General features: G+C 62.9%; 22 protein-coding genes and 1 pseudogene. 9 read left to right on the top strand and 14 right to left on the bottom strand.

Going from position 1 to position 22,021, the window contains the following annotated elements; all coding sequences use genetic code 11:
• Positions 1-14: 14 nt before the first annotated feature.
• The 5 genes from plsB to S4A8_RS08175 are packed head-to-tail and all read right to left on the bottom strand — an operon-like array spanning position 15 to position 5,939.
• On the bottom strand, positions 15-2,531 hold the full coding sequence (plsB, locus tag S4A8_RS08195; RefSeq protein ID WP_353219775.1) for a glycerol-3-phosphate 1-O-acyltransferase PlsB: 2,517 nt from the start codon (positions 2,529-2,531) through the stop codon (positions 15-17).
• The gene (locus S4A8_RS08190; protein ID WP_353219774.1) at positions 2,532-3,200 is read right to left on the bottom strand and encodes a protein kinase family protein; all 669 of its coding nucleotides are present in this window, start codon (positions 3,198-3,200) and stop codon (positions 2,532-2,534) included.
• Positions 3,201-3,239: 39 nt separating this feature from the next.
• Positions 3,240-3,992 carry an MlaA family lipoprotein gene (locus S4A8_RS08185; protein WP_006914059.1) on the bottom strand — a complete coding sequence of 251 codons (753 nt, stop codon included), beginning with the start codon at positions 3,990-3,992 and terminating at the stop codon, positions 3,240-3,242.
• A 31-nt stretch (positions 3,993-4,023) separates the two neighbouring features.
• Positions 4,024-5,121, bottom strand: coding sequence for an NAD-dependent epimerase/dehydratase family protein (locus S4A8_RS08180; protein WP_006914060.1), 1,098 nt, complete (start codon positions 5,119-5,121; stop codon positions 4,024-4,026).
• On the bottom strand, positions 5,121-5,939 hold the full coding sequence (locus S4A8_RS08175; RefSeq protein WP_006914061.1) for a lysophospholipid acyltransferase family protein: 819 nt from the start codon (positions 5,937-5,939) through the stop codon (positions 5,121-5,123). Before S4A8_RS08175 ends, S4A8_RS08180 begins: the two co-directional genes overlap by 1 nt.
• Positions 5,940-6,059: 120 nt before the next feature.
• On the opposite strand from S4A8_RS08175, the gene S4A8_RS08170 reads away from it, so the two are divergent.
• The gene (locus S4A8_RS08170; RefSeq protein WP_006914062.1) at positions 6,060-6,890 is read left to right on the top strand and encodes a ParB/RepB/Spo0J family partition protein; all 831 of its coding nucleotides are present in this window, start codon (positions 6,060-6,062) and stop codon (positions 6,888-6,890) included.
• Between the two features lie 74 nt (positions 6,891-6,964).
• On the opposite strand, the gene S4A8_RS08165 is transcribed toward S4A8_RS08170, so the two are convergent.
• The 4 genes from S4A8_RS08165 to S4A8_RS08150 form a co-directional block, all read right to left on the bottom strand.
• The gene (locus S4A8_RS08165) at positions 6,965-7,147 is read right to left on the bottom strand and encodes a hypothetical protein (RefSeq protein WP_006914063.1); all 183 of its coding nucleotides are present in this window, start codon (positions 7,145-7,147) and stop codon (positions 6,965-6,967) included.
• Between the two features lie 45 nt (positions 7,148-7,192).
• A complete protein-coding gene (locus tag S4A8_RS08160) occupies positions 7,193-7,555 on the bottom strand; it encodes a c-type cytochrome (RefSeq protein WP_353175455.1) in 363 nt (120 codons plus the stop codon).
• An 18-nt stretch (positions 7,556-7,573) separates the two neighbouring features.
• Entirely contained in the window at positions 7,574-7,921 is a 348-nt protein-coding gene (locus S4A8_RS08155) for a c-type cytochrome (protein ID WP_353175457.1), read from the bottom strand.
• 90 nt (positions 7,922-8,011) lie between these two features.
• Entirely contained in the window at positions 8,012-8,635 is a 624-nt protein-coding gene (locus S4A8_RS08150; protein WP_353219773.1) for a hypothetical protein, read from the bottom strand.
• Between the two features lie 112 nt (positions 8,636-8,747).
• Between S4A8_RS08150 and S4A8_RS08145 the strand changes: the two genes are divergently transcribed.
• The 3 genes and pseudogenes from S4A8_RS08145 to S4A8_RS08135 all read left to right on the top strand — a co-directional run bounded on the left by S4A8_RS08145 (position 8,748) and on the right by S4A8_RS08135 (position 11,738).
• A complete protein-coding gene (locus tag S4A8_RS08145) occupies positions 8,748-9,020 on the top strand; it encodes an acylphosphatase (protein ID WP_353219772.1) in 273 nt (90 codons plus the stop codon).
• A gap of 42 nt (positions 9,021-9,062) precedes the next feature.
• Positions 9,063-9,806 carry a hypothetical protein gene (locus S4A8_RS08140; protein ID WP_353219771.1) on the top strand — a complete coding sequence of 248 codons (744 nt, stop codon included), beginning with the start codon at positions 9,063-9,065 and terminating at the stop codon, positions 9,804-9,806.
• 321 nt (positions 9,807-10,127) lie between these two features.
• Positions 10,128-11,738 (top strand): annotated as a pseudogene (locus tag S4A8_RS08135) (peptide chain release factor 3).
• A 72-nt stretch (positions 11,739-11,810) separates the two neighbouring features.
• Here S4A8_RS08135 and S4A8_RS08130 read toward each other — a convergent pair.
• Complete coding sequence (locus S4A8_RS08130; protein WP_353219770.1) at positions 11,811-13,334, bottom strand: Ppx/GppA phosphatase family protein; 1,524 nt, start codon at positions 13,332-13,334, stop codon at positions 11,811-11,813.
• Between the two features lie 75 nt (positions 13,335-13,409).
• On the opposite strand from S4A8_RS08130, the gene S4A8_RS08125 reads away from it, so the two are divergent.
• A complete protein-coding gene (locus S4A8_RS08125; RefSeq protein ID WP_353175467.1) occupies positions 13,410-13,949 on the top strand; it encodes an NlpC/P60 family protein in 540 nt (179 codons plus the stop codon).
• Positions 13,950-13,971: 22 nt separating this feature from the next.
• Positions 13,972-14,853, top strand: a complete 882-nt coding sequence (locus tag S4A8_RS08120; RefSeq protein WP_353175469.1) for an ion transporter — start codon at positions 13,972-13,974, stop codon at positions 14,851-14,853.
• A gap of 501 nt (positions 14,854-15,354) precedes the next feature.
• On the opposite strand, the gene S4A8_RS08115 is transcribed toward S4A8_RS08120, so the two are convergent.
• From S4A8_RS08115 to S4A8_RS08100, 4 genes are all read right to left on the bottom strand, one after another.
• Positions 15,355-16,542 (bottom strand): acyl-CoA desaturase, encoded by a 1,188-nt coding sequence (locus S4A8_RS08115; protein WP_353175471.1) that lies wholly within the window; start codon positions 16,540-16,542, stop codon positions 15,355-15,357.
• Between the two features lie 274 nt (positions 16,543-16,816).
• The gene (ttcA, locus tag S4A8_RS08110) at positions 16,817-17,638 is read right to left on the bottom strand and encodes a tRNA 2-thiocytidine(32) synthetase TtcA (RefSeq protein WP_353219769.1); all 822 of its coding nucleotides are present in this window, start codon (positions 17,636-17,638) and stop codon (positions 16,817-16,819) included.
• 85 nt (positions 17,639-17,723) lie between these two features.
• Entirely contained in the window at positions 17,724-18,602 is an 879-nt protein-coding gene (locus S4A8_RS08105) for a fructosamine kinase family protein (protein WP_353219768.1), read from the bottom strand.
• Entirely contained in the window at positions 18,599-19,465 is an 867-nt protein-coding gene (locus tag S4A8_RS08100; protein WP_353219767.1) for a 5'-3' exonuclease, read from the bottom strand. The genes S4A8_RS08105 and S4A8_RS08100 overlap by 4 nt, the downstream gene beginning before the upstream one ends.
• A 95-nt stretch (positions 19,466-19,560) precedes the next feature.
• Between S4A8_RS08100 and S4A8_RS08095 the strand changes: the two genes are divergently transcribed.
• The 3 genes from S4A8_RS08095 to S4A8_RS08085 all read left to right on the top strand — a co-directional run bounded on the left by S4A8_RS08095 (position 19,561) and on the right by S4A8_RS08085 (position 21,987).
• Entirely contained in the window at positions 19,561-20,322 is a 762-nt protein-coding gene (locus S4A8_RS08095) for a DUF4412 domain-containing protein (protein WP_353219766.1), read from the top strand.
• A gap of 166 nt (positions 20,323-20,488) precedes the next feature.
• On the top strand, positions 20,489-21,661 hold the full coding sequence (locus tag S4A8_RS08090) for an NAD(P) transhydrogenase subunit alpha (protein WP_353175481.1): 1,173 nt from the start codon (positions 20,489-20,491) through the stop codon (positions 21,659-21,661).
• A gap of 41 nt (positions 21,662-21,702) precedes the next feature.
• Positions 21,703-21,987 carry an NAD(P) transhydrogenase subunit alpha part 2 gene (locus S4A8_RS08085; RefSeq protein ID WP_006914082.1) on the top strand — a complete coding sequence of 95 codons (285 nt, stop codon included), beginning with the start codon at positions 21,703-21,705 and terminating at the stop codon, positions 21,985-21,987.
• Positions 21,988-22,021 lie beyond the last annotated feature (34 nt).

The raw sequence follows: 22,021 nt of genomic DNA, 5'->3' as shown, positions 1-22,021 counted from the left end.
GCGTCGCGCTGCGACTAGTCTGATTTGCTGGCCGGCTCGGCCTGTGCGCTGCTATCGACACCGTCGTCGAGGTGCGGCAACGACGTGAGATGCGCGATCGACTGGCGTAGGTCCGCACCCAGCAGTTGCAGCGCGTGCTCGGCCACGTCGCGCAGTGCCGGGTCGATTTCGAGCTTGCTGCCCTGCTGGTGCAACAAACCGACACGCACGAGCGTTTGCAGATGATTGCGAAACAGCCGGGAATCGAAGAATTCCGGGCTGTTGCGGCCGGTGAGTATCGCCATGCGCTCGGCCATGAGCTGGCATTGACGTTCGAAACGGCCGCGTTCGACGTTACCGGTTTCAAGATTATGGCTGAGCAGCATCACCGTCATGGCATAACGCTCGAGCGCTTCGCGCATGATCCGCGACAGGCTCATCAATGCCGCGAACGCCGCCGTGCCGGCTTCCGGGCGCTGTAGCCGACCGGTTTCGTCGCTCAGCAGCAATCCACACTTGAGCAGCCCATCGATCGCCTCGCCCAGCGCGGCACGCGCCTGCTCGGTCGGCCAGCGCAGGAACAGCTCCGAGGCCAGCAAGGGATAGAGTTCTACCGCATCATCGAGCACACGTTCGCGCTCGCGCGACTCGGCATGCGCAAAGAAATTGGCCACCAGCGACGGCAGCGCGAACAGGTGCATGACATTGTTGCGCGTATAGGTCAGTAATACGGCTTGACGCGATTCCACGGTCAGCACATCGCCCCAGGCGTGGGGCACTCGAATCAGGCGCATCATCGGCTCAGCTTCGGCGAGCAGCGCGTGACCGTCCGTGTGTTCCGGCGCGGTGGCATCACGCGAATACGGACACACGCGCGCCAGTTCGGCCAGCAGCGCCAGGGTCTGGACCATTTCGTCTTCGGCGACGGCTTTTTGCGGGCTGCCGAGCAGGATCAACGAGGCCAGGCCGGTGGCATTGAGCGTGGCCGTGGCATTGATGCGCTCCATCACCCGCTCGGCCAGATTGGCGACGAAATCCTGCAGCCAGCGCGGGCGGGCGTCCATTTCCAGCCCACGCATGCGCTCGCGCCAATCCGGCAGATGGGCATCCGCATAGGCCTGCAGGTCGATCGGCTCGCCGAAGGATACGAACACGCGGCCATACTTGCGCTTCAAGACCTTGGTCGAGCCGCGTACGAGATCGCCCATCGACTCGCCTTTTTTGACCCGCGTGCCGCGCAGTTCGTCGAAATATTTGTTGACCTCCATGACCCGGTCGTAACCGATATACACCGGCACAATCGCCGCGGGCGCGCCTTTGCCGCCGAGCGCGCTGGTGACCGCCATCGACAGCATGCCGGTTTTAGGCGACAACAGCCGCCCGGTACGGCTGCGCCCGCCTTCGGGGTAGAACTTCATCGGCTGGCCGCGCTGGATAAGCGCGTCCACATAGGCACGAAAGACTGCCGTGTAGAGACGATCGCCCTTGAAGCTACGGCGCAGGTAAAACGCGCCGCAGCGCCGCAGCAACGCTCCCACCGGCCAGAAGTTGAGGTTCACGCCGGCCGCGATCTGCGGCAGGGCCAGGCCTTCCTGATAGAGGATGTAGGACACCAGCAGGTAGTCCATATGACTACGATGACTGGGCAGATAGATGACCTCGCGCCGATCGTGCGTGGTCGCGCGCAGGCGAGCGAGATGGCGCACGTCCACGCCGTCGTAGATCCGGTTCCACAGCCAGGTGAGCACCCGCAGCATGAAGCCGATGGCGATATTCGAGTAGTCGGCCGCGATCTCGTTGGCATAGTCGCGCGCCCGCGAGCGCGCGGCCGCCACGCTCACCTTGTCGCGGCGGGCGGAATCCTCGATCGCCTGCTGGACATCGGCATCGGCGAGCAGGGAGTTGATCAGCTGGCTGCGCCGCGAAAGCGCCGGGCCGAGCGTGGCCGTGCGCTGGCGCCGAAAATGAATACGCAGCACACGCACGAGCTTGCGCACCATGACATCCGGCGCGCCGACCTCGGCCTCGTCCAGAAAACCCCGATAATCCAGCGGCTGACCGAAATGCACCAGCGTGTTGCGTCCGTTCGCCAGCACGATCAGCAGTTTACGCAGCCGCCCGCTGCGCTCGCTGTCGGCAAACAGAATTCGAAACAGCGAGGTTTCCTTGACCGGATTACGCCCCCAGAAGACCGACACCGGTACCAGCTGGACGTCGTAATTCTGGTCATGCAGGCCGCGCGCGACAATGCGATGCAGATCCGAGCGTTCGCCGCTACGCCCGACCGGCAAGGCCACGACCACCGACCGCTGCATGCTCGGCATGCTGTTACCTGCCAGGTAGGGGCGTGGCAGGCCCTGTTCGGCACACACCGCTTCCAGTGCCAGCCAGTCCATGACACTGGCGACCGGCAGTACGTAGCACACGGGTTTATCACCGGCCAGCGCGATCTCGGACAGATCCGACGGCGAGGCATGGGTATTGATCCAGGCCCGCAGCGGCCAGCGCAGCAACGGCACGAACAACGACAGAATGCGTAGCAGCCAGCCCATTCAGGAACCCACGAAATAACGCACGAGCGCCCGGGTACGCTCGCCGATGGCCCGTGCCACACGCTCGATGATCCCGCGCTCGTCGAGCAGGGCACGATCGTGGGCGCTGGCCAGACGCGGCGCAAAACGCACACGCAGCTTGGCCAGTGCGCTTTCATCGGCGCCTACGAACTGGCGAAACAACCAGTTCCAGGGGACATTCCAGCGCTGGCCGCGGCACACCCGGGCGACGAAATCCACGATATAGGGCTGACCCTCGTCGTCGACGAGCATATTGCTCGGCGCTCTGAGATCGCAGTGCGCTACGCCGCGGGCATGCATCTGCGCGACGAGTTCGTCGAGCCGATGGTAGGCGGCCTCGCCCGGTTTGGCCTGGGGCCAGGGCGTGGCCGGCAGGTACTCGATCAACACGCCGCGTGCATCCAGCTGACGATACAGCTGGGGCACCCCGACGATCCCATCAAGGCGCTTGAGCGCGCTGGCCTCACGCCAGATGAGCACCGGCGCGACGATGCGGCCGAACCAGCCGGGCGTACGCGCATAGTCCTTGAACACCGCGCAGGCATCCCCGTAGACCACGAGCGCGACCTCCGGCTCGGTCCGCCCGCCGCTTTTGTAGTAGCGCGTGGCATGCGCATGCAGCTGGGCGCGCGTCAAGCTTGCGAGCACCGCCATATCCCTCGAGCCTGCCGACATCTACGGCCCGCGCTAGCCAGCGTCTTCGTCGTCCGCGCCGTCGTCCTGATACAACCGATCGGCCGGCACGTCGCCATCGTAAACCGCCTTGAGACGGTTTTCGAGATAGTAGCCACGCATGAAGGCATAGGGATCGAACTGCTGCTCGAGCGTTTCCTCGAAACCGAGCAGGCTCGCACGCAGGTTGATCAGATCCAGCGCACGCAGGCTCCAGACCACGTAGTCGTAGTCCTCATCCACATAGTTGAGCGGATAGACGAACTGGTCGCCCACCCGGCCGAACACATCGCGGCCGCTGCTCGGGCCCAGGAACGGCAGCACCAGATACGGCCCCTGGCCGAGGCCCCAGTAACCCAGCGTCTGGCCGAAATCCTCGTCGACCTTGTCGACGCCAACCGCACTGGCGACATCGAACAGCCCGCCGACGCCAGCCGTGGTATTGACCATGAAGCGGCCCAGCGAGGTATTGAACGGCCCCCACTTGAGCTGCAAGGCGCTATTGGCCATGTTGACCGGCTCGTCGAGATTGGCGAAGAAGTTGCCAACGCTGGTCTGGACCCGATCGGGGGTGATCTTGTCGTAGCCACGCGCCACCGGCTGGAGCACGTAGCGATCGGCGGTATCGTTGAACTTGTAGACCGCGCGGTTAACCGGCTCGATCGGATCCCAGGGATCGGAGGGCGGACTGTGCACGCAGCCACCCAGCGCGAAAAGACCGAGCAGCCCCGACAGGAGAGTCAGCCGTTGCGGCAAGCGTGTCGTCATGTAATACCTCGAAGCGAAGCCAGCAGCGCGCTCATTTATGGGCGCGATAATGGCCCAGCAGATCGGCCAGTGAATGTTGCGGGGTGAAATCGAAGGTGCGTGCGAACAGCCCGCCGTCGATGATCACCGCGTATTTGAAGAAATCGATCAGATAATCCGGTGGCGCATAACGCCCCAGCGCCCGGACCGATCGGCGCGCCAGCGCCGGCGGCACGGAGGGCAGAAACAGCCGGCGACAGCCGGCCAGCTGCAGCGCATCCTGATAGGCCACATAGTCGTCAGGGGCAACATTATATACGCCTGGATGGTTACGCTCGAATGACCGCACCACGGCATCGGCCATATCCTCTACATGAATGAACTGCATTAACGGCGAGAAACCGAACAGACATGGCACGACCGGCTGCGCCAGCATCCGACTGATCTCGTTGTTGATACCCGGGCCCGCGATATTGCACGGCCGCAGGATCGTGATGTTGAGCTCAGGATTCTTGTAAAGATGAATATTGAACAAATTTTCGAGCTCGACGGCGTCGACCACTTCCGGCATGAGGTTGGCCGCACGCATCGGATATTCCTCGTCGATAAGCGACGGGTTGCGCGCATCCGCACCGTAGACGTGGAAAGTGGACATGGCGACGACCTTTTCCACGCCGTATTTCAATGCCAGCCGCAGTAGCCGTGCGGTACCCACCACATTGGCCGAATAGCGCCGATTGCGCGTCGACTGGGTGAATCGAATCCGCCCCAGATGAATGATTCCCATGAAGCCGTGCTCGCGGAACACGTCCTCGAAGGGCCATTGGTTGAAGTCCACAACGTAATCGACGGTATCCGGATAATCCGTCTGCAAGCCGCGAAACTCGACGCCGATCACGTCGTAGTTCTCCTTGAGCAGCGCAATCACATGCTGGGCCAGCGCGCCCGCTGCGCCGGTCACCAATATCTTGCCGCGCGTGCTGCTACCAATGCCCGATGCCGCTTTCTTGCTCTTGGTCGCTGCAGGTGCTGACTGACGTCGAGCCGGTGTCTTGCGACGCGGAGCGGACTTCGTATCGTTATCCTCTTCTGTGCTGGCCTGTTCGTTCTCGGACGCTGTCTTGCGCTTGCGCTCGTTCGGCTGACTCATCAGAAAATACTCTTGCGCTGAGCAATACCCGTGTCGATGAGATCGCGGATAGCGTCCTTGACCTCTTCAACGCGCCATTCGACATCGCGCTCGTTGCGCGCATCGTTGGCAAAATGCATCGGCTTGCCGAAATTGAGGAACACGCGCGCGGGCAACGGCACCAGCGGTGCGAGCGGGAAATACGGCATCCCCAGCATGCGCGCCAGCGGCTTGATATTGACCAGCGACGGCATGGTTTCCTCACAGCCGACCACGCCCACGGGCACGATCGGGGCGTTGTGCTCCATAGCCAAATGCATGAAACCATGGCCGAAGCGCTGCAGCTGATAGCGCAGCCGATACGGCTTGCCGGAACCCCGAATGCCTTCCGGAAAAACCACAATCGACTCTTCGCGCTCGAGCATCTTGCCGCAGTTCTTGGGGTCGCCGATGACCCCGCCCACCGAGTTCATCCAGTTGCCCAGAAACGGTACGGAAGGAAACCAGCGCTCGATCATGGAACGGGGCAAACGGGCATTTTCCGACTTGTTGGCGACGGCGAAACTCACCATCACGCCATCCATGGGCAATTGACCGCTGTGGTTACCTACGATCAACAGGCGCCCTTCCCCGGGGATATGCTCCAGCCCCTGCGCCTGTACGCGGAAATAGTTCTGATACAGCCACCGCACCGCCGTGAACGTAATCTTGGCGGTATCGGGGTTGAGCCCCCACGGATCGTAGCCCTGGGTGCCGATATTATGTTTCGGCAAGGCATCGACCAACTGGTCGACATCGCGGCCCACGGTCCGCGGTTTAAGAAATTGCCGGGTGCGCATGTTTACTCCTCGCACGAACAGACGCTTTATCAACGACGCGTCTTTGGTCTTACACTGGCGCCAACGCTTTGAGCTTAGCACGCAGATCAGCCGTGCCGAGCCTGTTTCAGGCCTGCTTCGATGACCGATTTTTCCCCCGCCGCCGAAAGCCACGCCCGTCGCGTGGTATCAATCAGTATCGAGCTGATCCGGCCCGGCACGAGCCAGGCGCGTACGGCATTCGAATCCGAGCGTATCGACGAACTCGCCACCTCGATCGCCAGCGCCGGGGTGATCCAGCCGGTGGTGGTATGCGGCGACCATGCGTCGGGCTATCAGCTGCTGGCCGGGGAGCGCCGCTGGCGTGCGGCCCAACGCGCGGGCCTGACCGAACTGCCGGCGATCGTGCGCAACGATCTGGATGCCACCCAGGCTGCGGTGCTGGGGCTGATCGAGAATCTACAGCGTGAATCGCTGGGTGTGATGGATACGGCCCATGGCCTGGCACGCCTGTGCGACGAACACGGCCTCACCCACGACGCCGTCGCCCGCCAGATCGGAAAGTCGCGGGTCTACGTGACCAATTATCTACGCCTGCGCCAGCTCGCGGCTCCGGTCCAGCGTCATATCGAAGCCGGCGAACTCAACCTGGGACACGCCAAGATCCTGGCCGGGCTGAGCGAGGCGCAACAGATTGCGCTCGCGCGCGACGCGGCCAAAAAGCACATGAGCGTACGCCAGCTCGAACAGGCCGCACGCCGTGCGGCCACCCAGGCGGCGCCCACCCGCGACGCCACGGGTCCGGATAACACGATGCGAGAGCTGGAAACCCGGCTGGCCGAGCATGTCGGCAACGCGGTCGCCATCGACTACGACGCCGAGCGGCGGCGCGGCGAATTACGGATCGCTTTTCACGATCTCGACGAATTCGACGGCTTGCTGGCGCGGCTGGGATTCAATACAGAGGCGTAATCCGGCCTTCGGCGGCCGTGATGGGGCGCTTCTTTAGCGCCCGGCCGGGCGACGCGCAGCCGCCGACGGATGTACTAGCGCCGCGGCCCGTTGGAAGGCCCGCGGGTTTTCTTGACTGCGCCCATGAGCCCGAAGCCCAGGATCACCGCCGCGCCCACACCGATCCAGACCGGGGGCACGCTCAAGGCATAGGCACCGTAAGCCAGCGCACCGGCCACAATGACGATACCAATCATGTAGATCGCGAAATTCGACATCGACTATTCCCCCGCAAAGAGCGCCACGGCGCCCGATAGTGTCGTTCAGTCCGCCATGGGCGTATGCAGCGGGCTGTCCTGCTGGCTGTAATAACGCGCCAGCGCCTTGAGCTGGGCGTCGGTCATGCCCTGGACCTGGCCGCCCATGATCGCGTTCTGGCGGTCGCCATCGCGATAGGCTTTCAGGCTGTGCAGCAGATAGTCCTGATACTGCCCGGCGAGCACCGGGAAGTTCGCGGTCTGCGACACGCCATTCTTGCCATGACAGCTGGCACAGGTCTGGGTGGTCTGCGATACCCAGTCGTTACCGGCCGGCTTGTCGCCGCCCTGGTTTTCTTCGGCGAAGCCGCTGACTGCAAAAACGCACAGCGCCAGACAGATCAACCCGCGTGAAACCGTATGTTTCATCGTTCTATGCCCCCGTGCTTAGCGCTGCAACTGCGACAGGTATGCCGCAATGTCCTTGATGTCCTGATCGCTCAGGCTCGACGCCTGGGCATGCATGGTCGAATGCTTGCGCGCGCCGCTGCGATAGGCCTTGAGCGCGGATTCGATATAGGCAGCATGCTGACCAGCCAGCTTGGGCACGTGATAGGTCGGATAGGCATTGTTGTAATCGGGAATGCCGTGACAACCCTCGCAGGTGTAGAAGCGTTCCTTGCCGGCCGCCGCGTCGCCGGCCGTATCGCCGCCCTCGGCCTGGGCGAACGCAGGGCCATACACGAAGGCGCAACAAACCAAGACCGCAAGGGCCTTACGCCAACTTTGAATCATCGAAATCTCCCGAAAACAGCCTGCGCCATGGAGCCCGGCGCAGCGCTATGCTCTTGTAAAACCGCGCGCGAGTCAATTCGCCGGCGGTGTTCAGTCCTGTGATTCGCCCCCGGTCAACGGCTCGACCACCTGCGCGATACTGGCGTTGAGATTGAACGCAGAACGCTCACCTTCGCCTTTAGCGCGCCCGAGATCGTGTTCGTCGAGCTGAAGCAGTACCAGCTGGGCCATACCGCCGGCGCTACCCCCAGCCGGCCCCGACCAGACGCCGATACGCGGCTCACCGGTGCCACTACGCGGCAAACCGCCCCCGTAGATGCCGCGTAACGGTTCGGGCATGAGCGCCTGCGCGCCACCATCGAGCGGCGAGGTGCTCAATTGCACATCCAGCCAGGTGCGCCAGCGGCGCGTTGCAAGCTGTTCCAGCGGCTGTGCAGGCAAGCGCTCTACCACGCCGCGCGCGAGCGCGGCGGCTGCGTTGCGTGAATAGCGGATCAACCCGCCGCGGTCGTCGCTATCGAGCACCAGACGCTGACGTTCGGCACCCGCGCCCGGCAGGCGCAGCGCCCCATCGACATGGGCGCGCAGACGAAGCGACTGGCCCTGACCACGCGGCGTACGGCTGATCGCCACGGTCGCGGTCAGCCAGGGCGCGCCGCCGTAGGGGTTGGGTAGACGCAATTGCACGGTGGTATCGCGCGGTGAAGCGGCCACGGCGTGGTTCGGTTCGATCAAACGACGCACGCGCCGGCGGATGCGGTTGAACATGATTCGAAGCGCGCCAAATAAATATGGAAGCTATATAATGACGCATTAGGACATCGCCATGAACAACGCACGTCAATTCCTTGTAAGCGGCCGCGTGCAGGGCGTGGGCTTTAGAGCCGCCACGCGCGAACGCGCCAACGAACTCGGCCTGGGCGGCTGGGTTCGCAACCTGACCGACGGCCGGGTCGAAGTACAGGCGGCTGGAAACGACGAAGCGCTCGATGCCCTGGCCCACTGGCTCGCCGACGGCCCGTCCGCGGCGAAAGTGGACCATATCGATGCCCAATCCATCGAATCATCGGATGCGCCCACACCATTCGCCATCCGTTGATTCGGGGCCGCCCGCCGGCCCTTACAAACCGTTGTTGCCGACATGACCATCCGATCGACCGATGCCGTGCTGCCCCGCTGGGCCTGGCTTGGCGTGCCCCTGGGCCTTTATCTGGCCCATTTTATGGCCCGCGCGCCGCTCAGCGAGCCGGTCTACGACGCCTGGCTGCGCCACGAATCGGGACTGACCGAAATCGGTACCGTGGCAACCCTCGCGCTTGCCTTTATCGGCGGCGTGTCGGTGACGGTCTGGGCCTTTCGCCGCGGCGATCGTGCGCTGACGGTGTTTTTTGCCCTGTTCAGCCTGGGCTGTCTGTATTTCGGGGGCGAAGAAGCCAGCTGGGGCCAGCACTGGTTCGGCTGGAGCACGCCCGAACAGTGGCGATCGCTCAACAACCAGGGCGAAACCAACCTGCACAATTCGAATTCGGTGGCCGGCTCGCTGCTCGATCAGCTACCGCGTAACTTGCTGGGCGCGGCCATGCTCATTGGCGGCGCGATTCTGCCGATTGCGCGGCGCCTGCGCGGGCGCTTTTATGCGCGTGGCACGTTCGGCTACTGGGTCATGCCGGGCTTCGACTGCGTGGCGATCGGCCTGCTCGCGCCCTTGGCCTCGGTGCCGGAAAAGCTGCTCGAATCCACGCTGGGCGACGTGCCGTTTCCTTTCGATATCGAGGCCGGCGAAGTCAAGGAACTGATGTTCGCGGTGTTTTTGTGTCTGTATATCGTTACGGTATGCCTGCGGATCCGTCGCGACCCGAGCGCCGGCGGACGGACCAGCGCCTGACGCCAGACAAAAGAAAGGCCCGAATCGGGAGGGCAGCCGATCCGGGCCTTGAAGAGCGGCGCCGCTCGGGGGGAAGCGACGCCACCATCACAACGTCATCGCTCGGGTAGGATAGACGCTGCGTTGGCGCAAAAACCGGTGAAGGGGGAACACCGATTCTGCGAAGAGCGGCGAGGTATTGCGCCCCGCCGGCTTCGAAACGAATTATAGGCAATGCACATCGCTATTCATAATTGCATTTCTTAGTACTATGAATAGCGTTGCACTATACACATATTTTTGCCAATCCATACAGCCTTTTATAGTGACCGGGAGCCACCGATGAGCGCGTCACCCGCCCTCGACAACACGCCGACCGCGCGCGAAGCGACCAAGCGTCGGACCTTTGCCATCATCTCGCACCCCGACGCGGGCAAGACCACACTCACCGAAAAGCTGCTGCTGTTCGGCGGTGCCATCCAGCTCGCCGGTACGGTCAAGGGCCGCAAGGCATCGCGTCATGCCACCTCCGACTGGATGGCGATGGAGCAGTCGCGCGGTATTTCGGTGACCACCTCGGTGATGCAGTTTCCCTATAACGAACGCATCGTCAATCTGCTCGACACCCCGGGCCACGAGGACTTCTCCGAAGACACCTATCGCACGCTCACCGCGGTCGACAGCGCGCTCATGGTCATCGACATCGCCAAGGGCGTCGAGCCGCGTACGATCAAGCTCATGGAGGTCTGTCGGCTGCGTACCACGCCGATTTTCACCTTCATCAACAAGATGGACCGCGAGGGCCGCCCGCCGCTGGAAGTGCTCGACGAGGTCGAAGAAGTGCTCGGCATCGCCTGTGCGCCGATCACTTGGCCCATTGGCATGGGCAGCCAGTTCAAGGGCGTCTATCACCTGCTCGAAGACAAGGTGCATCTCTACGAAGGCACCGACAACGAGGCCGGCGGCAAGACGATCACCCTCGACGGCCTCGACGATCCGCGTCTCAAGGAAATCGCCGGCATCTTCTACGACGATCTGCTCGAAGAGATCGAACTGGTCCGCGAGGCCGGCGACGGCTTCGATCTGGACATGTATCTGGCCGGCGAACTCACCCCGGTATTCTTCGGCTCGGCAGTCAACAACTTCGGCATCCGCCCGCTGCTGGATTCCTTCGTGGAATGGGCGCCGGCGCCGCAGCCACGCGAAACCACCTCGCGCGAGGTAGCCCCCGCCGAGGACGGCCTGTCCGGCTTCGTATTCAAGATCCAGGCGAATATGGACCCGCAGCATCGCGACCGGATCGCCTTCATGCGCGTGTGCTCCGGGCACTATGAAAAAGGCATGAAGATGCAGCACCTGCGCGCCGGCAAGGAGATTCGCGTCAACGACGCCATCACCTTCATGGCCAATCGCCGCGAGGCTGCGGAAACCGCCTGGCCGGGCGATATCATCGGCATCCACAACCACGGCACGATCGCCATCGGCGACTGCTTCTCACAGGGCGAGGATCTGCAGTTCACCGGCATCCCCAACTTCGCCCCGGAGCTGTTCCAGCGCGTGGTGTTGCGCGACCCGCTCAAGGCCAAGGCGTTGCACAAGGGCCTCGACTAGCTCTGTGAAGAAGGCGCGACCCAGGTGTTTCGCCCGATCAACAACAACGACGTGATTCTGGGCGCGGTGGGCGTACTGCAGTTCGACGTGGTGGCCGAACGGCTCAAGAACGAATACGGCGTAAAAGCCACCTTCGAGCCCATCAACGTGCATACCGCACGCTGGATCTATGGCGACGAGCGCGAGATCCGGCGCTTTCGCGACCGTATGGACGATGGCGTGGCCGAAGACCACGGCGGCGCGCTGGTATATCTGGCGCCCACCCGGGTCAAACTCCAGCTCACCGAGGAACGCTGGCCGGACATCACCTTCGCGGCCACCCGCGAATACAACGCCAACTAGGGCAGCCCTGACAGATCGACCGCCGCGAGCACGATGTCGTGCTCGCGCGGTTTATCGCGGCTGCGCTGACCCTTACGAGTCGTCGGCGACGGTATGCAGGGTGATATCGGCGCGGGCGAGCAGTTCCGACTCACGGGCCAGATCGGCCTGGGTGAGCGGACGCTCGTCCAGCCAGTCGGCATCGCAGTGCAGACTCAGCGCGTTCTTTTCGACCGCCAGCCAGGCCGGTGGCACGATATCCGGATCGCGACCGCGGTGCAGAATCACCGCCAGACGCAACACCAGCGCCAACCGATAGGCCAGCGCGCGCCAGTCCGCGGGTAGCGCATCCACCAGATCGGCCCGAAAACGCCCGCGATGCAGGCGCACGAGCGTGGCCAGCACGGCCTGGTCGGTACGCGAAAACCCCTGCAGATCGGCATTCCGCAGAATGTATTCGCCGTGCTTGTGATAGCCCTTGTGGGAAATGGCCAGCCCGATTTCGTGCAACAATGCCGCCCAGCGCAGCAGCCGGGGTGCCATGCCGGTGGCGCGTTCGTCGTCGTAGTCGCCCAGCAGGGCGATAGCTGTCGCGGCCACCCGCTCGGCCTGGGCGTGGTCGACGTCATAGCGCTGACTGGCCGCGAGCACGCCGTCCTCGCGGGCATCGTGGTCGTGCAAACGCCCGAGCAGGTCGGCAACCACGCCTTCGCGCAGAGCCTTGTCGGAGACCCGCATCGCCTCGATACCCAAGCTTTCGAACAGGCCGGTGAGTACCGCCAGCCCGCCGGGAAAGATCGCGCGCCGCTCATCGGATACGCCGGGCAGATCCAGCTTGTCGACCTTGCCGGCCTTGAGCAGTGCCCGCGCCAGCGTCTTGAGATCGGCTGGGGTAATGGTTTCGTCGGTCTTTTTGGCGCCGGCGGCCCGCAGAATCGACTTCACACTGCCCGACGCGCCGATGGCCAGATCCCAACCCGCCTTGCGATAGGCGCGTGCGATGGGCTCGACGGTCAACCGCGCATCGGTGACCGCGGCTTGCCAGGCCTTGCGGCTGATCTTGCCGTTGCCGAAAAACCGCTGCATCTGCACGACCGCGCCCAGCGACAGGCTTTCGACCAGTAACGGGCGCGCCAACTCGCCCACGATCACTTCCGTGGAGCCGCCGCCGATATCGATTACCAGCCGCCGAGGGTGGTCCGTGCCCAGATCCTGAATCACGCCGCCATAGATCAGACGTGCCTCTTCGGCGCCGTAAATCACTTCCACCGGATGACCGAGTGCGGCGCTGGCTTCGGCCAGAAACGCATCGGAATCGCGCGCACGGCGCAGCGTATTGGTGCCCACCGCACGTACATGGCCCGCCGGAATACCTTGCAGGCGTTGCCCGAAACGCTCCAGGCAGGCCAGCGCACGTGCGGCGGCATCCGGGTCGAGCCGCCGATCGGCGCTCAGCCCGCCGGCCAGGCGCACCGACTCCTTGAGCCGATCGACCACATGCAACTTGCCGCCATCATCGCGGACCACGATCATGTGAAAACTGTTGGAGCCCAGATCGACCGCCGCAACAGTCTGCGGGCCCGGCGCCGCATCGCCTGTTTCCCTGTTGCGGTTCATTTGTCTATCTTAAGCGGGCCGGCCGGGGCGCCGATAAGGGAATTGATGAACACGGGCAAATACAGGCACGAAGGAATGGCGCAGGCGATTATGTCGCAACAACGCGGGCGCGTGTACCCGCAATGGCTGCTGATGCTGATCGTGGCGGTACTGATCGGCGGCTGTGCGAGCCAACCGAGCTACCGGGGTAGCGCTGGCTATTCGGGCATCGACAAGAGCCGATATCCCGATCACGGCGCGATGGTGGATGCCCTCTACGACTATTATCACCAGTGGCGCGGCGTGCCCTATCGCTATGGCGGCATCGACCGCAACGGCATCGATTGTTCCGCGTTCGTGGCGCGCACGATGAGCGAACTGGAATCGCTGAACCTGCCGCGTACCACCAGCGCCCAGGCCCGGCTGGGCCAGCCGATCAGCGCGGGCGATCTCTCGCCGGGCGATCTGGTGTTCTTCAAGACCGGCTACTCCAGCCGGCATGTCGGCATCTATGTCGGCGCAGGGCGCTTCATGCACGCCTCGACCAGCCAGGGCGTGACCATGTCGCGCCTGGATAATATCTACTGGCGCAGCCATTACTGGCAGTCGCGCCGGCTAACCACGCAGACGTACTGACGCGCTTCGGCGTGATCGCGGCATGAGCGAATCGCAGCCCGCGGATCTGCGCACCCGTGTGCGCGAGATCATCTTCGGTACCGCCACCCCGGCCGGACGCGCCTTCGATATCGCGCTGCTGATCGTCATCGTCGCCAGCGTGCTCAATCTGATGCTGGTATCGGTGGCCGCGATCGAACAACGCATCGGCGGCATTTTGCACGCGTTGGAATGGCTGTTCACCGGCCTGTTCAGTATCGAATACGCCGTGCGTATCTATGCCGCGCGCCGACGCTGGGCCTATATCCGCAGTTTCTACGGCATCATCGACCTGTTATCGATACTGCCGCTGTATCTAGCCCTGATGCTACCCTCGGCGCATTACTTCGTGGCCGTACGCGCACTCCGGGTCATGCGAATCTTCCGCGTGCTCAAGCTCGTGCGCTATGCCAACGATGCCAATGTACTCACCCGCTCGCTGCGTCACGCCCAACGCAAGATGCAGATCTTTCTGGGCGTGCTGGCGCTGGTGACCGTCATCCTCGGCGCGCTGATGTATGTCGTCGAAGGCCCGACCCACGGCTTTACCAGCATTCCGCGCAGCATGTACTGGGCCGTGGTGACCATCACCACCGTGGGCTACGGCGATATCGCGCCCGGCACGCCCATCGGCCAGGCGATCGCCGGGATCGCCATCATGCTGGGCTATGCCTTGCTGGCGGTCACCGGCGGCATCATCACCGCCGAACTCACCAACGAGATCGCCAACGAACGCCAGCTGCGCCAGTGCCCGCACTGTGAACGCAGCGGCCACGAAATCGATGCCCACTACTGCAAGTTCTGTGGCGGCCACCTCGACAAGAACGACGATCAGGACCCGCCCGCCGACAAGGAACAGGCCGCCGACCGCGACAAGCTCGACTAGCGGGCCTGCCCCGATAAGTCGATACCCGCATCCGGCGGCTTCGTTCCTTGAAGAGCCAGTCCGCCAATACACGCCAAAAGCGCAAATGAAGAATGGCGGTTCGCCCCTCACGACCCACGCAAACGCGGGCGCAGGTTGGATTAGCGCAGCGTAATCCAACACCGGACGTAGCCTCCGGTGTCGATTCGACCGGCGTTGTCGAACCCGGCCATGACGGCCATTGCCCGTCTTGATCAAGTACAAAGCTCAGCGTGGCATGAACATCAGATCATCCGGACTTCGAGCGCTTGCTCTGTCGCCTTATTCACGCACCTTCGCGTTCATTTGCGGACAACCTGCTTGCTTGAGTACAGCCAACTAAGCTTCATACAAAATCAAGTTGCTCGTTGGTTTTAAGCCGACGGCCCAGCCGCCCCACACGCCCACTCAACGTGACACGCCAGACATAAAAAAACCCGTCACGAGGACGGGCTTTCAATCAGCAGGCGGTGCGAATCGGTATCAGGCCGGAGCCGGCTCCGAGCGCGCCTGTTCGATCAGGCGATGCGATACCGATCGGCGCAGCATTTCGTGCGCCCGCTCGATCGCACGATCCAGGCCTTCATGGCGGATCTTGAACTTCGCATAGGCCCGCGCCTTGAGCTGCTCGACGCTGGGCAGTTCCGGTAGCTCGATTTCGGCCAGATAGGCTTCGGCGGAATCCCATTTGTCGCGCGCATGGGCACGCAGATCGTCGAGGATATGGCTGCCTTCCCAGCGCGCCCGGATGTTGCGGCTGATCCGATCGGCCGAGAAGCCTTCCGCGATATAGACCGCACATTTGTCGATGATCTTCTGGGTGGGCGCCTTCTCGTTGGCGAGAATGGTCTTGGGCGGCTGACGCAAATCCCAGACCAGACCCAGCTTCTCGAAGCCGAGCAACAGGTAGTAGGTGGTATCGATTTCCCACCAGAAGAAACCGTTGCGCGCGGCCGACGGGTAATAGTGATGGTTGTTGTGCCAACCCTCGCCCATGGTCAGCAGCGCCAGGAACCAGTTGTTACGCGAGTCGTCGCCGGTGAGATAGCGCTGCTTGCCGATGACATGGTTGAGCGAGTTGATGGTGAAGGTGGCGTGATAGACCAGCACGGTCGAGAGCACGAAGCCCGACACCAGACCGGCCCAGCCGCCCACGACAAAGCACAGGCTGGCGACGATGATGGCCGGCAGGAACTGATGCCGTTCGATCCAGCGCATTTCCGGATATTTGGAGAAATCCTTGATCAGGTCCATCTCGGCATGGGAGCGCGCTTCACGATAGACCCAGCCCACGTGGGCATCCAGAAAGCCGTACTGGCGCGGCGAGTGCGAATCGGCCGGCATATCCGAATCGCGATGGTGCTCGCGGTGCTTGGCCGCCCACCAGAGCGGGCCACGCTGCAACGCAGCCGAGCCGACAAAGGCCAGCACGAACTGAAACACGCGGCTGGTCTTGTAGCCACGATGGGAGAAATAGCGGTGATAACCCGCCGTAATGGCGAACACGCGCGCAAAATACAGCCCGACGCACAGCGCAATCGAGGTGGCAGTAAAACCGGTCCACCAGATGCCGATCAAGGCCACATGCAACAGCGCGAACGGTATGAATTCAACCCAATTGAACTTGTCGTCCAGGTGGGGGTTGGCGGGATATTTCCTTTCTGCGGACATCGCCTGATTCGCCTCACGATTTGCGGTAATTTCGTTGCAGTGCACAACTGTTCACTGCAGTCAAAGTATGCGGTAGATAGGAACGATTTTCAATAAAACCGTGTTTCGAATACGAGCAAGGAATGTGCCCATTTCCACGCTTCAGCCGGGCCTGCCCCGAAAACAGACCGCTGGCAACAGCTGGCCATGCCTGCCCGCAAACGCCCTCGACAAGCACCAAAGTGGCTTGTCGACCGACCATACCGAGACAGTGCCGCCGCGCTTTTGTTCTGGATCAATCCAGCGCGGCGAAATCGAACAGCTCGCGATCGGCCATCTGCGAGGGCGCGATGCGCGTCATGGAACGAAAGATACGTTCACTGCGGCCGGGGTCTATGCGCTCCCAGTCGGCCAGCATCCCCTTGATGTTCTGGCGCTGCAGGTTGGCCTGCGAACCACACAGATTGCAGGGAATGATCGGGTACTGATTCAGCCGCGCATAGCGTTCGATATCGCGCTCGCTGCAATAGGCCAGCGGACGGATGACCACATTCTCGCCGTCGTCGGACCTGAGCTTGGGCGGCATGCCGGCCATACGTGCGCCATGGAACATGTTCAGAAACATGGTTTCGACGATGTCGTCGCGATGGTGCCCCAGGGCGATCCGGTTGAAGCCGTTTTCGCGCGCATAACGATAGAGAATGCCGCGGCGCAGCCGCGAGCACAGTCCGCACATGGTCGCGCCTTCGGGCACCTTTTCGGTGACGACACTATAAGTATCACGCTCGAGAATTTCGTAATCCACGCCGAGCCCGTCCAGATAGGCCGGCAGAATATGTTCCGGAAAACCCGGCTGCTTCTGGTCGAGATTGACCGCGCGCAGCTCGAAGCGCACGGGTGCGACTTCCTGCAGATAGCGCAGCATCTCCAGCATGGTGTAACTGTCCTTGCCACCGGACAGGCAAACCATGATGCGATCGCCATCGCGGATCATGTCGTAGTCGGTCACGGCCTGACCGGTCAGACGCTTGAGTCGCTTGGCGAGCTTGTTCGCCGCAACCGAGCCCGGCGTCAGGCCGGCCGGCGGGCGGGTGTCGAGTACCGGAATATCGGACATGGCGGCGTACGCAGGCGTTGGCGTGAATCGAAGACGATGCGCGTCATTGTACGCATGCGCTGAGCTGCGACCAGCATGACCGCGCTCAGGCGTTGGCCAGCAGCTGCTGCATCACGCGCCGGCTTTCGGCCACGTAATGGCCACCGAACAGCCGGGCATGATTGAGCAGATGATAGAGCTGGTAGAGCGGACGCCGGACATGCCGATAGCCCTCGCTCATCGGCCACGCGCCCCAGTAGGCTTCGAAGAACAACGGCGAAAAGCCGCCGAACAGCTCGGCCATGGCGAGATCGGTTTCGCGATCGCCGTAATAGACGGCCGGGTCGAACAATACGGGCGCGCCGTGTTCGTCCATCCCGACATTACCGCCCCATAGATCGCCATGCACCAGCGACGGCTCGGGACGATGACCGGCCAACAGCGTATCGAGCACGGCCAGCAGGGCATCGCCATCCCGTGCCAGCCCCGGATGCCGGGGTGCCAGCGCATCGAGCATCACGGCCAAACGATTCTCGCGCCAGAATTCGAGCCACTCGGCATGCCAGGCATTGGGCTGCATGCTCGAACCGATGGTGTTGTCGCGATCGAAGCCGTAGCGTACGGCCACGATGCCGTGCATATCGGCCAACCCCTCGCCGAGCCGGGTCATTGCCGCCGGCGTGAGCACATCGAGGGCGATATGTTCGAGCACCAGATACGCATGGGCGTCCGTCTGGCCGAGGGTAATCACCCGCGGTACACGCAGCCCCACCGCCTGGCTCAGTTCGGCCAGCCCGGCGGCTTCGGCGGCGAACATGAGACTGCATTCGCGTCGGTTGAGCTTGACGAAATAAGCCTGCACGGCGTTTTCAATCCGGTAGGCGATGTTGATGGAACCGCCGCCCAACCGGGTACGCCGCTCGGCCACGAACGGCCGCCCGCTTGTACTGGCAATGGCGGTATCGATGGCCGCCCAGTCGATCACGAGGCGACGACCCCGAGGCGCTTGCGCAAGCGCTCGCCCACGCCGAGCCGATCGCAGATCGCGGCCAGCGCCGGATAATCCGGTGCGCGCCGGCGAATATCGCGCTGGTCGGCATCGAGTTCGATATCGGTGACGATAGTGGCCAGCCGATAAGACAGCCGGATCTGGTCCGCGTGGGTTTCGAGCTTCGCCGCCAGCGATTTCGCCCCGCGCAGGCCGCTGGCGGCCACGCCGTCGAGATCGCCCAGCAGCGCCTCGATACCGTCGAAGCGCTGCAAAAGCGATGCCGCGGTCTTGGCGCCGATGCCGGGCACGCCGGGGATGTTGTCGACACTATCGCCCACCAGCGCCAGATAATCGGCGATCCGGGCACAGCGCACGCCGAACTTGGCTTCGATCGCGGCCTCGTCGTAAAGGATTTCGCGGGCGTAGTCCCAGAGAATATCGCGCGCGCCCATGATTTGCGCCAGGTCCTTGTCCGAGGTGACGATCTTGACCGGGGTGTCGCTGGCAGCGGCCAGCGTGCCGATCAGATCGTCGGCCTCGTAGACCGGACTGGAGAGCGTGGCCACGCCCAACGCCTCGGTGATTTCGCGACAGGCGCCGATCTGGGCCTCGAGTGCCGCGGGCGGCAGTTCGCGATTGGCCTTGTAATCGGCATAGAATTCGTTGCGAAACGAGCTCGTGAGCGATTCGTCGAACGCCGCCGCGACCTGGCGATCGTCATCGGCTTCGAGCAGCTGCACGAGAAAGGTCGTATAACCATAGACCGCGTTCAGCGGCTGGTCATCGCGTCCGGTCAAACTCGAGGGTAGCGAGTGAAACGCCCGGAATATATAGACACTGGCATCCACGAGCAGCATGACGCTAGTGTACTGCACCCATCATCTGTTGTGCCCGTGTGCCAAGGCACGCGGCATGGCATCGATTCGCCGATCTCTTTGAAAGGACCATGCCCATGATTCGAATCCGCCGTACGGCCGCCGCTTTCGTGCTGGCCGGCCTGAGCGCTGTCGCGGCCATCGCCCACGCCGATACCACCTTGACCTATCAGGGCGCCAGCGGTGCCTTTACCGTGGACATGCGCCCCGGTGCGGTGCGTATCGATGACGCCAGCCCCCAGTGGCAGCTCTATCGCGAAAACGACAAGGCGATCTTCTCGATCGATCCGAAAGAGCGCACCTACACCCGCCTGGACAGCGACTCGGCGAGCGTGATCCGCCAGCGCGTCGATGCGCTGCGCGCCCAGATCGAAAACCGCGTTCAACAGCTACCCGAAGATCAACAGGCCACGGCCCGTGCGGCCATGCTGCAATCCGTGCCCGGCCTGGATACCCGCAATCAGAAGATCGGCCTGGACCGCACCGGCCGCGAAGACCGCGTGGCCGGCGTGAAATGCGAGGTCGTACAGGTGGTACGCGACGGCCGGCCGGCCGAAACCCTGTGTGTGGCCACGCCCAAGGCACTGGGTATTTCCAAGGATACGTTTGCCAGCGTCACCTCCATGTTTTCGCTCATGCAGACGCTGCTCGCCGGCACCGGCTTCGAAACCGCGGGCCTGCCATATCTGAGCCTGTCCGGCATGCCGGTTCGTTTTACCGATACCAACACCGGCGAGCGCCGCCAGCTGGTGGACGTCAGTCACAAACGCGTGTCCGAGCGGCGATTGAGCATCCCCGAGGACTATGTCGAGACGAAAGTGACCCAGCCGGCCAATTGATCGTCTCGACCCCCGTCCATGCTACGAAAGCCTAATAGTTTGGGTTAGACTGATTTCGGGGTTGATCCGGCCTGCGGCCTGACGAGCGCAGCACGCGTCATATCAGTGTGTTCACACGCGCCGATTCGCCGCGCCGGATATTCATTAGAACAAATCAAGGGAAGACATGAGCGTAACTATCGCAGTCCCGAAAGAAACGGCCAGTGGCGAAACCCGTGTCGCCATGGTGCCGAAAGTGGCCGACAAACTGGCCAAGTTGAACGTCGATATCAAGATCGCCAAAGGCGCCGGCGAAGGCAGCCGCATTCCGGACGAATCCTTCAAGGAGCCGGTCCAGATCACCGACAACGCCGACGATGTATTCGGCGCCGATGTGGTGCTGGCGGTCAACGCGCCCGATGCCCAGTCGATCGGCAAGATGAAAAAGGGCGCGGTACTCATCAGCTTCGTCCAGGCCCACAACAACCCGGACACGGTCAAGGCGCTCAACGACGCCGGCGTAACCAGCTTCGCCATGGAACTGGTGCCGCGTATCACCCGTGCCCAGTCGATGGACGCGCTGTCCTCGCAGGCTTCCGCAGCCGGCTACAAGGCCGCGCTCATGGCCGCCAATTCGCTGGAACGCTTCCTGCCCATGCTGACCACCGCGGCCGGCACCATCCGCCCGGCCAAGGTGCTGGTGATCGGCGCGGGCGTGGCCGGCCTGCAGGCCATCGCCACGTCCAAGCGTCTGGGCGCCAAGGTATTCGCCTATGACGTGCGTACCGACACCAAGGAACAGGTCGAGTCGCTGGGTGCGGACTTCCTCATGGCCGAAGGCGTGAAAGCCGAAGCCGAAGGCGGCTACGCACGTGAGCTGACCGACGAGGAAAAGAAGAAGCAGCAGCAGATGCTGGAAAAGAACATGGCCGATGCGGACGCCGTGATCACCACCGCCGCGGTGCCCGGCAAGCCGGCGCCCAAGATCATCTCCAAGGCGATGGTCGATGCCATGAAGCCCGGCTCGGTGCTCATCGACCTGGGCGCGTCCGGCGGCGGCAACTGCGAGCTCACCCAGCCCGATGAAGTGGTCACCCATGGCAGCGTGACCATCTACGGGCCGTCCAACGTACCGGCGCTGCTGGCCGAGCATGCCAGCGAGATGTATGCCCAGAACCTGTTCAACTTCCTGCAGCTGATCGTGATCGAGGAAGAAGGCCAGGAAGACGCCAAGCCGGCCGACAAGACGCGCAAGCTCGAAATCAACTGGGACGACGAAATCCTGGCCAAGTCCGCGCTCACCCACGACGGCGAAACCGTCAACGAAGCCGCCAAGAAAGCCCTCGAAGGCAACGGCTAGCCCTTCGGCGACCGGCTCATCAATTTCTGGGAGAAAAGACAGTGATTACAGGTTTTGTCGCACTCTATATCTTCATGCTCGCGGCCTTCACCGGCTACGAGATCATCGGCCGTGTACCGGCCATTCTGCATACCCCGCTCATGTCGGGTTCCAACTTCGTGCACGGGATCGTGCTCGTCGGCGCCATGGTCGCTTTGGGCCATGCCGACGGTTTCTGGGAGACGCTGATCGGCTTTATCGGCGTGATTCTGGCGGCCGGCAACGCGGTCGGCGGTTATGTCGTGACCGAGCGCATGCTCGAAATGTTCAAGTCCTCCAAGGACTGATCCTCGCTGATCCCATTACAAGAACGAGCACACG

This window comes from Salinisphaera sp. S4-8 (assembly GCF_040361235.1).
GTDB lineage: Bacteria > Pseudomonadota > Gammaproteobacteria > Nevskiales > Salinisphaeraceae > Salinisphaera.
Note: the sequence above shows the minus strand (reverse complement) of the source record. Positions and strands in the feature narration are given on the sequence as shown.

Coding starts and splice junctions, on each gene's coding strand:
- plsB (WP_353219775.1), bottom strand. CDS start 2,531: ATGGGCTGGCTGCTACGCATTCTGTCGTTGTTCGTGCCGTTGCTGCGC.
- S4A8_RS08185 (WP_006914059.1), bottom strand. CDS start 3,992: ATGACGACACGCTTGCCGCAACGGCTGACTCTCCTGTCGGGGCTGCTC.
- S4A8_RS08180 (WP_006914060.1), bottom strand. CDS start 5,121: ATGAGTCAGCCGAACGAGCGCAAGCGCAAGACAGCGTCCGAGAACGAA.
- S4A8_RS08175 (WP_006914061.1), bottom strand. CDS start 5,939: ATGCGCACCCGGCAATTTCTTAAACCGCGGACCGTGGGCCGCGATGTC.
- S4A8_RS08170 (WP_006914062.1), top strand. CDS start 6,060: ATGACCGATTTTTCCCCCGCCGCCGAAAGCCACGCCCGTCGCGTGGTA.
- S4A8_RS08165 (WP_006914063.1), bottom strand. CDS start 7,147: ATGTCGAATTTCGCGATCTACATGATTGGTATCGTCATTGTGGCCGGT.
- S4A8_RS08160 (WP_353175455.1), bottom strand. CDS start 7,555: ATGAAACATACGGTTTCACGCGGGTTGATCTGTCTGGCGCTGTGCGTT.
- S4A8_RS08155 (WP_353175457.1), bottom strand. CDS start 7,921: ATGATTCAAAGTTGGCGTAAGGCCCTTGCGGTCTTGGTTTGTTGCGCC.
- S4A8_RS08145 (WP_353219772.1), top strand. CDS start 8,748: ATGAACAACGCACGTCAATTCCTTGTAAGCGGCCGCGTGCAGGGCGTG.
- S4A8_RS08140 (WP_353219771.1), top strand. CDS start 9,063: ATGACCATCCGATCGACCGATGCCGTGCTGCCCCGCTGGGCCTGGCTT.
- S4A8_RS08130 (WP_353219770.1), bottom strand. CDS start 13,334: ATGAACCGCAACAGGGAAACAGGCGATGCGGCGCCGGGCCCGCAGACT.
- S4A8_RS08125 (WP_353175467.1), top strand. CDS start 13,410: ATGGCGCAGGCGATTATGTCGCAACAACGCGGGCGCGTGTACCCGCAA.
- S4A8_RS08120 (WP_353175469.1), top strand. CDS start 13,972: ATGAGCGAATCGCAGCCCGCGGATCTGCGCACCCGTGTGCGCGAGATC.
- S4A8_RS08115 (WP_353175471.1), bottom strand. CDS start 16,542: ATGTCCGCAGAAAGGAAATATCCCGCCAACCCCCACCTGGACGACAAG.
- ttcA (WP_353219769.1), bottom strand. CDS start 17,638: ATGTCCGATATTCCGGTACTCGACACCCGCCCGCCGGCCGGCCTGACG.
- S4A8_RS08100 (WP_353219767.1), bottom strand. CDS start 19,465: ATGCTGCTCGTGGATGCCAGTGTCTATATATTCCGGGCGTTTCACTCG.
- S4A8_RS08095 (WP_353219766.1), top strand. CDS start 19,561: ATGATTCGAATCCGCCGTACGGCCGCCGCTTTCGTGCTGGCCGGCCTG.
- S4A8_RS08090 (WP_353175481.1), top strand. CDS start 20,489: ATGAGCGTAACTATCGCAGTCCCGAAAGAAACGGCCAGTGGCGAAACC.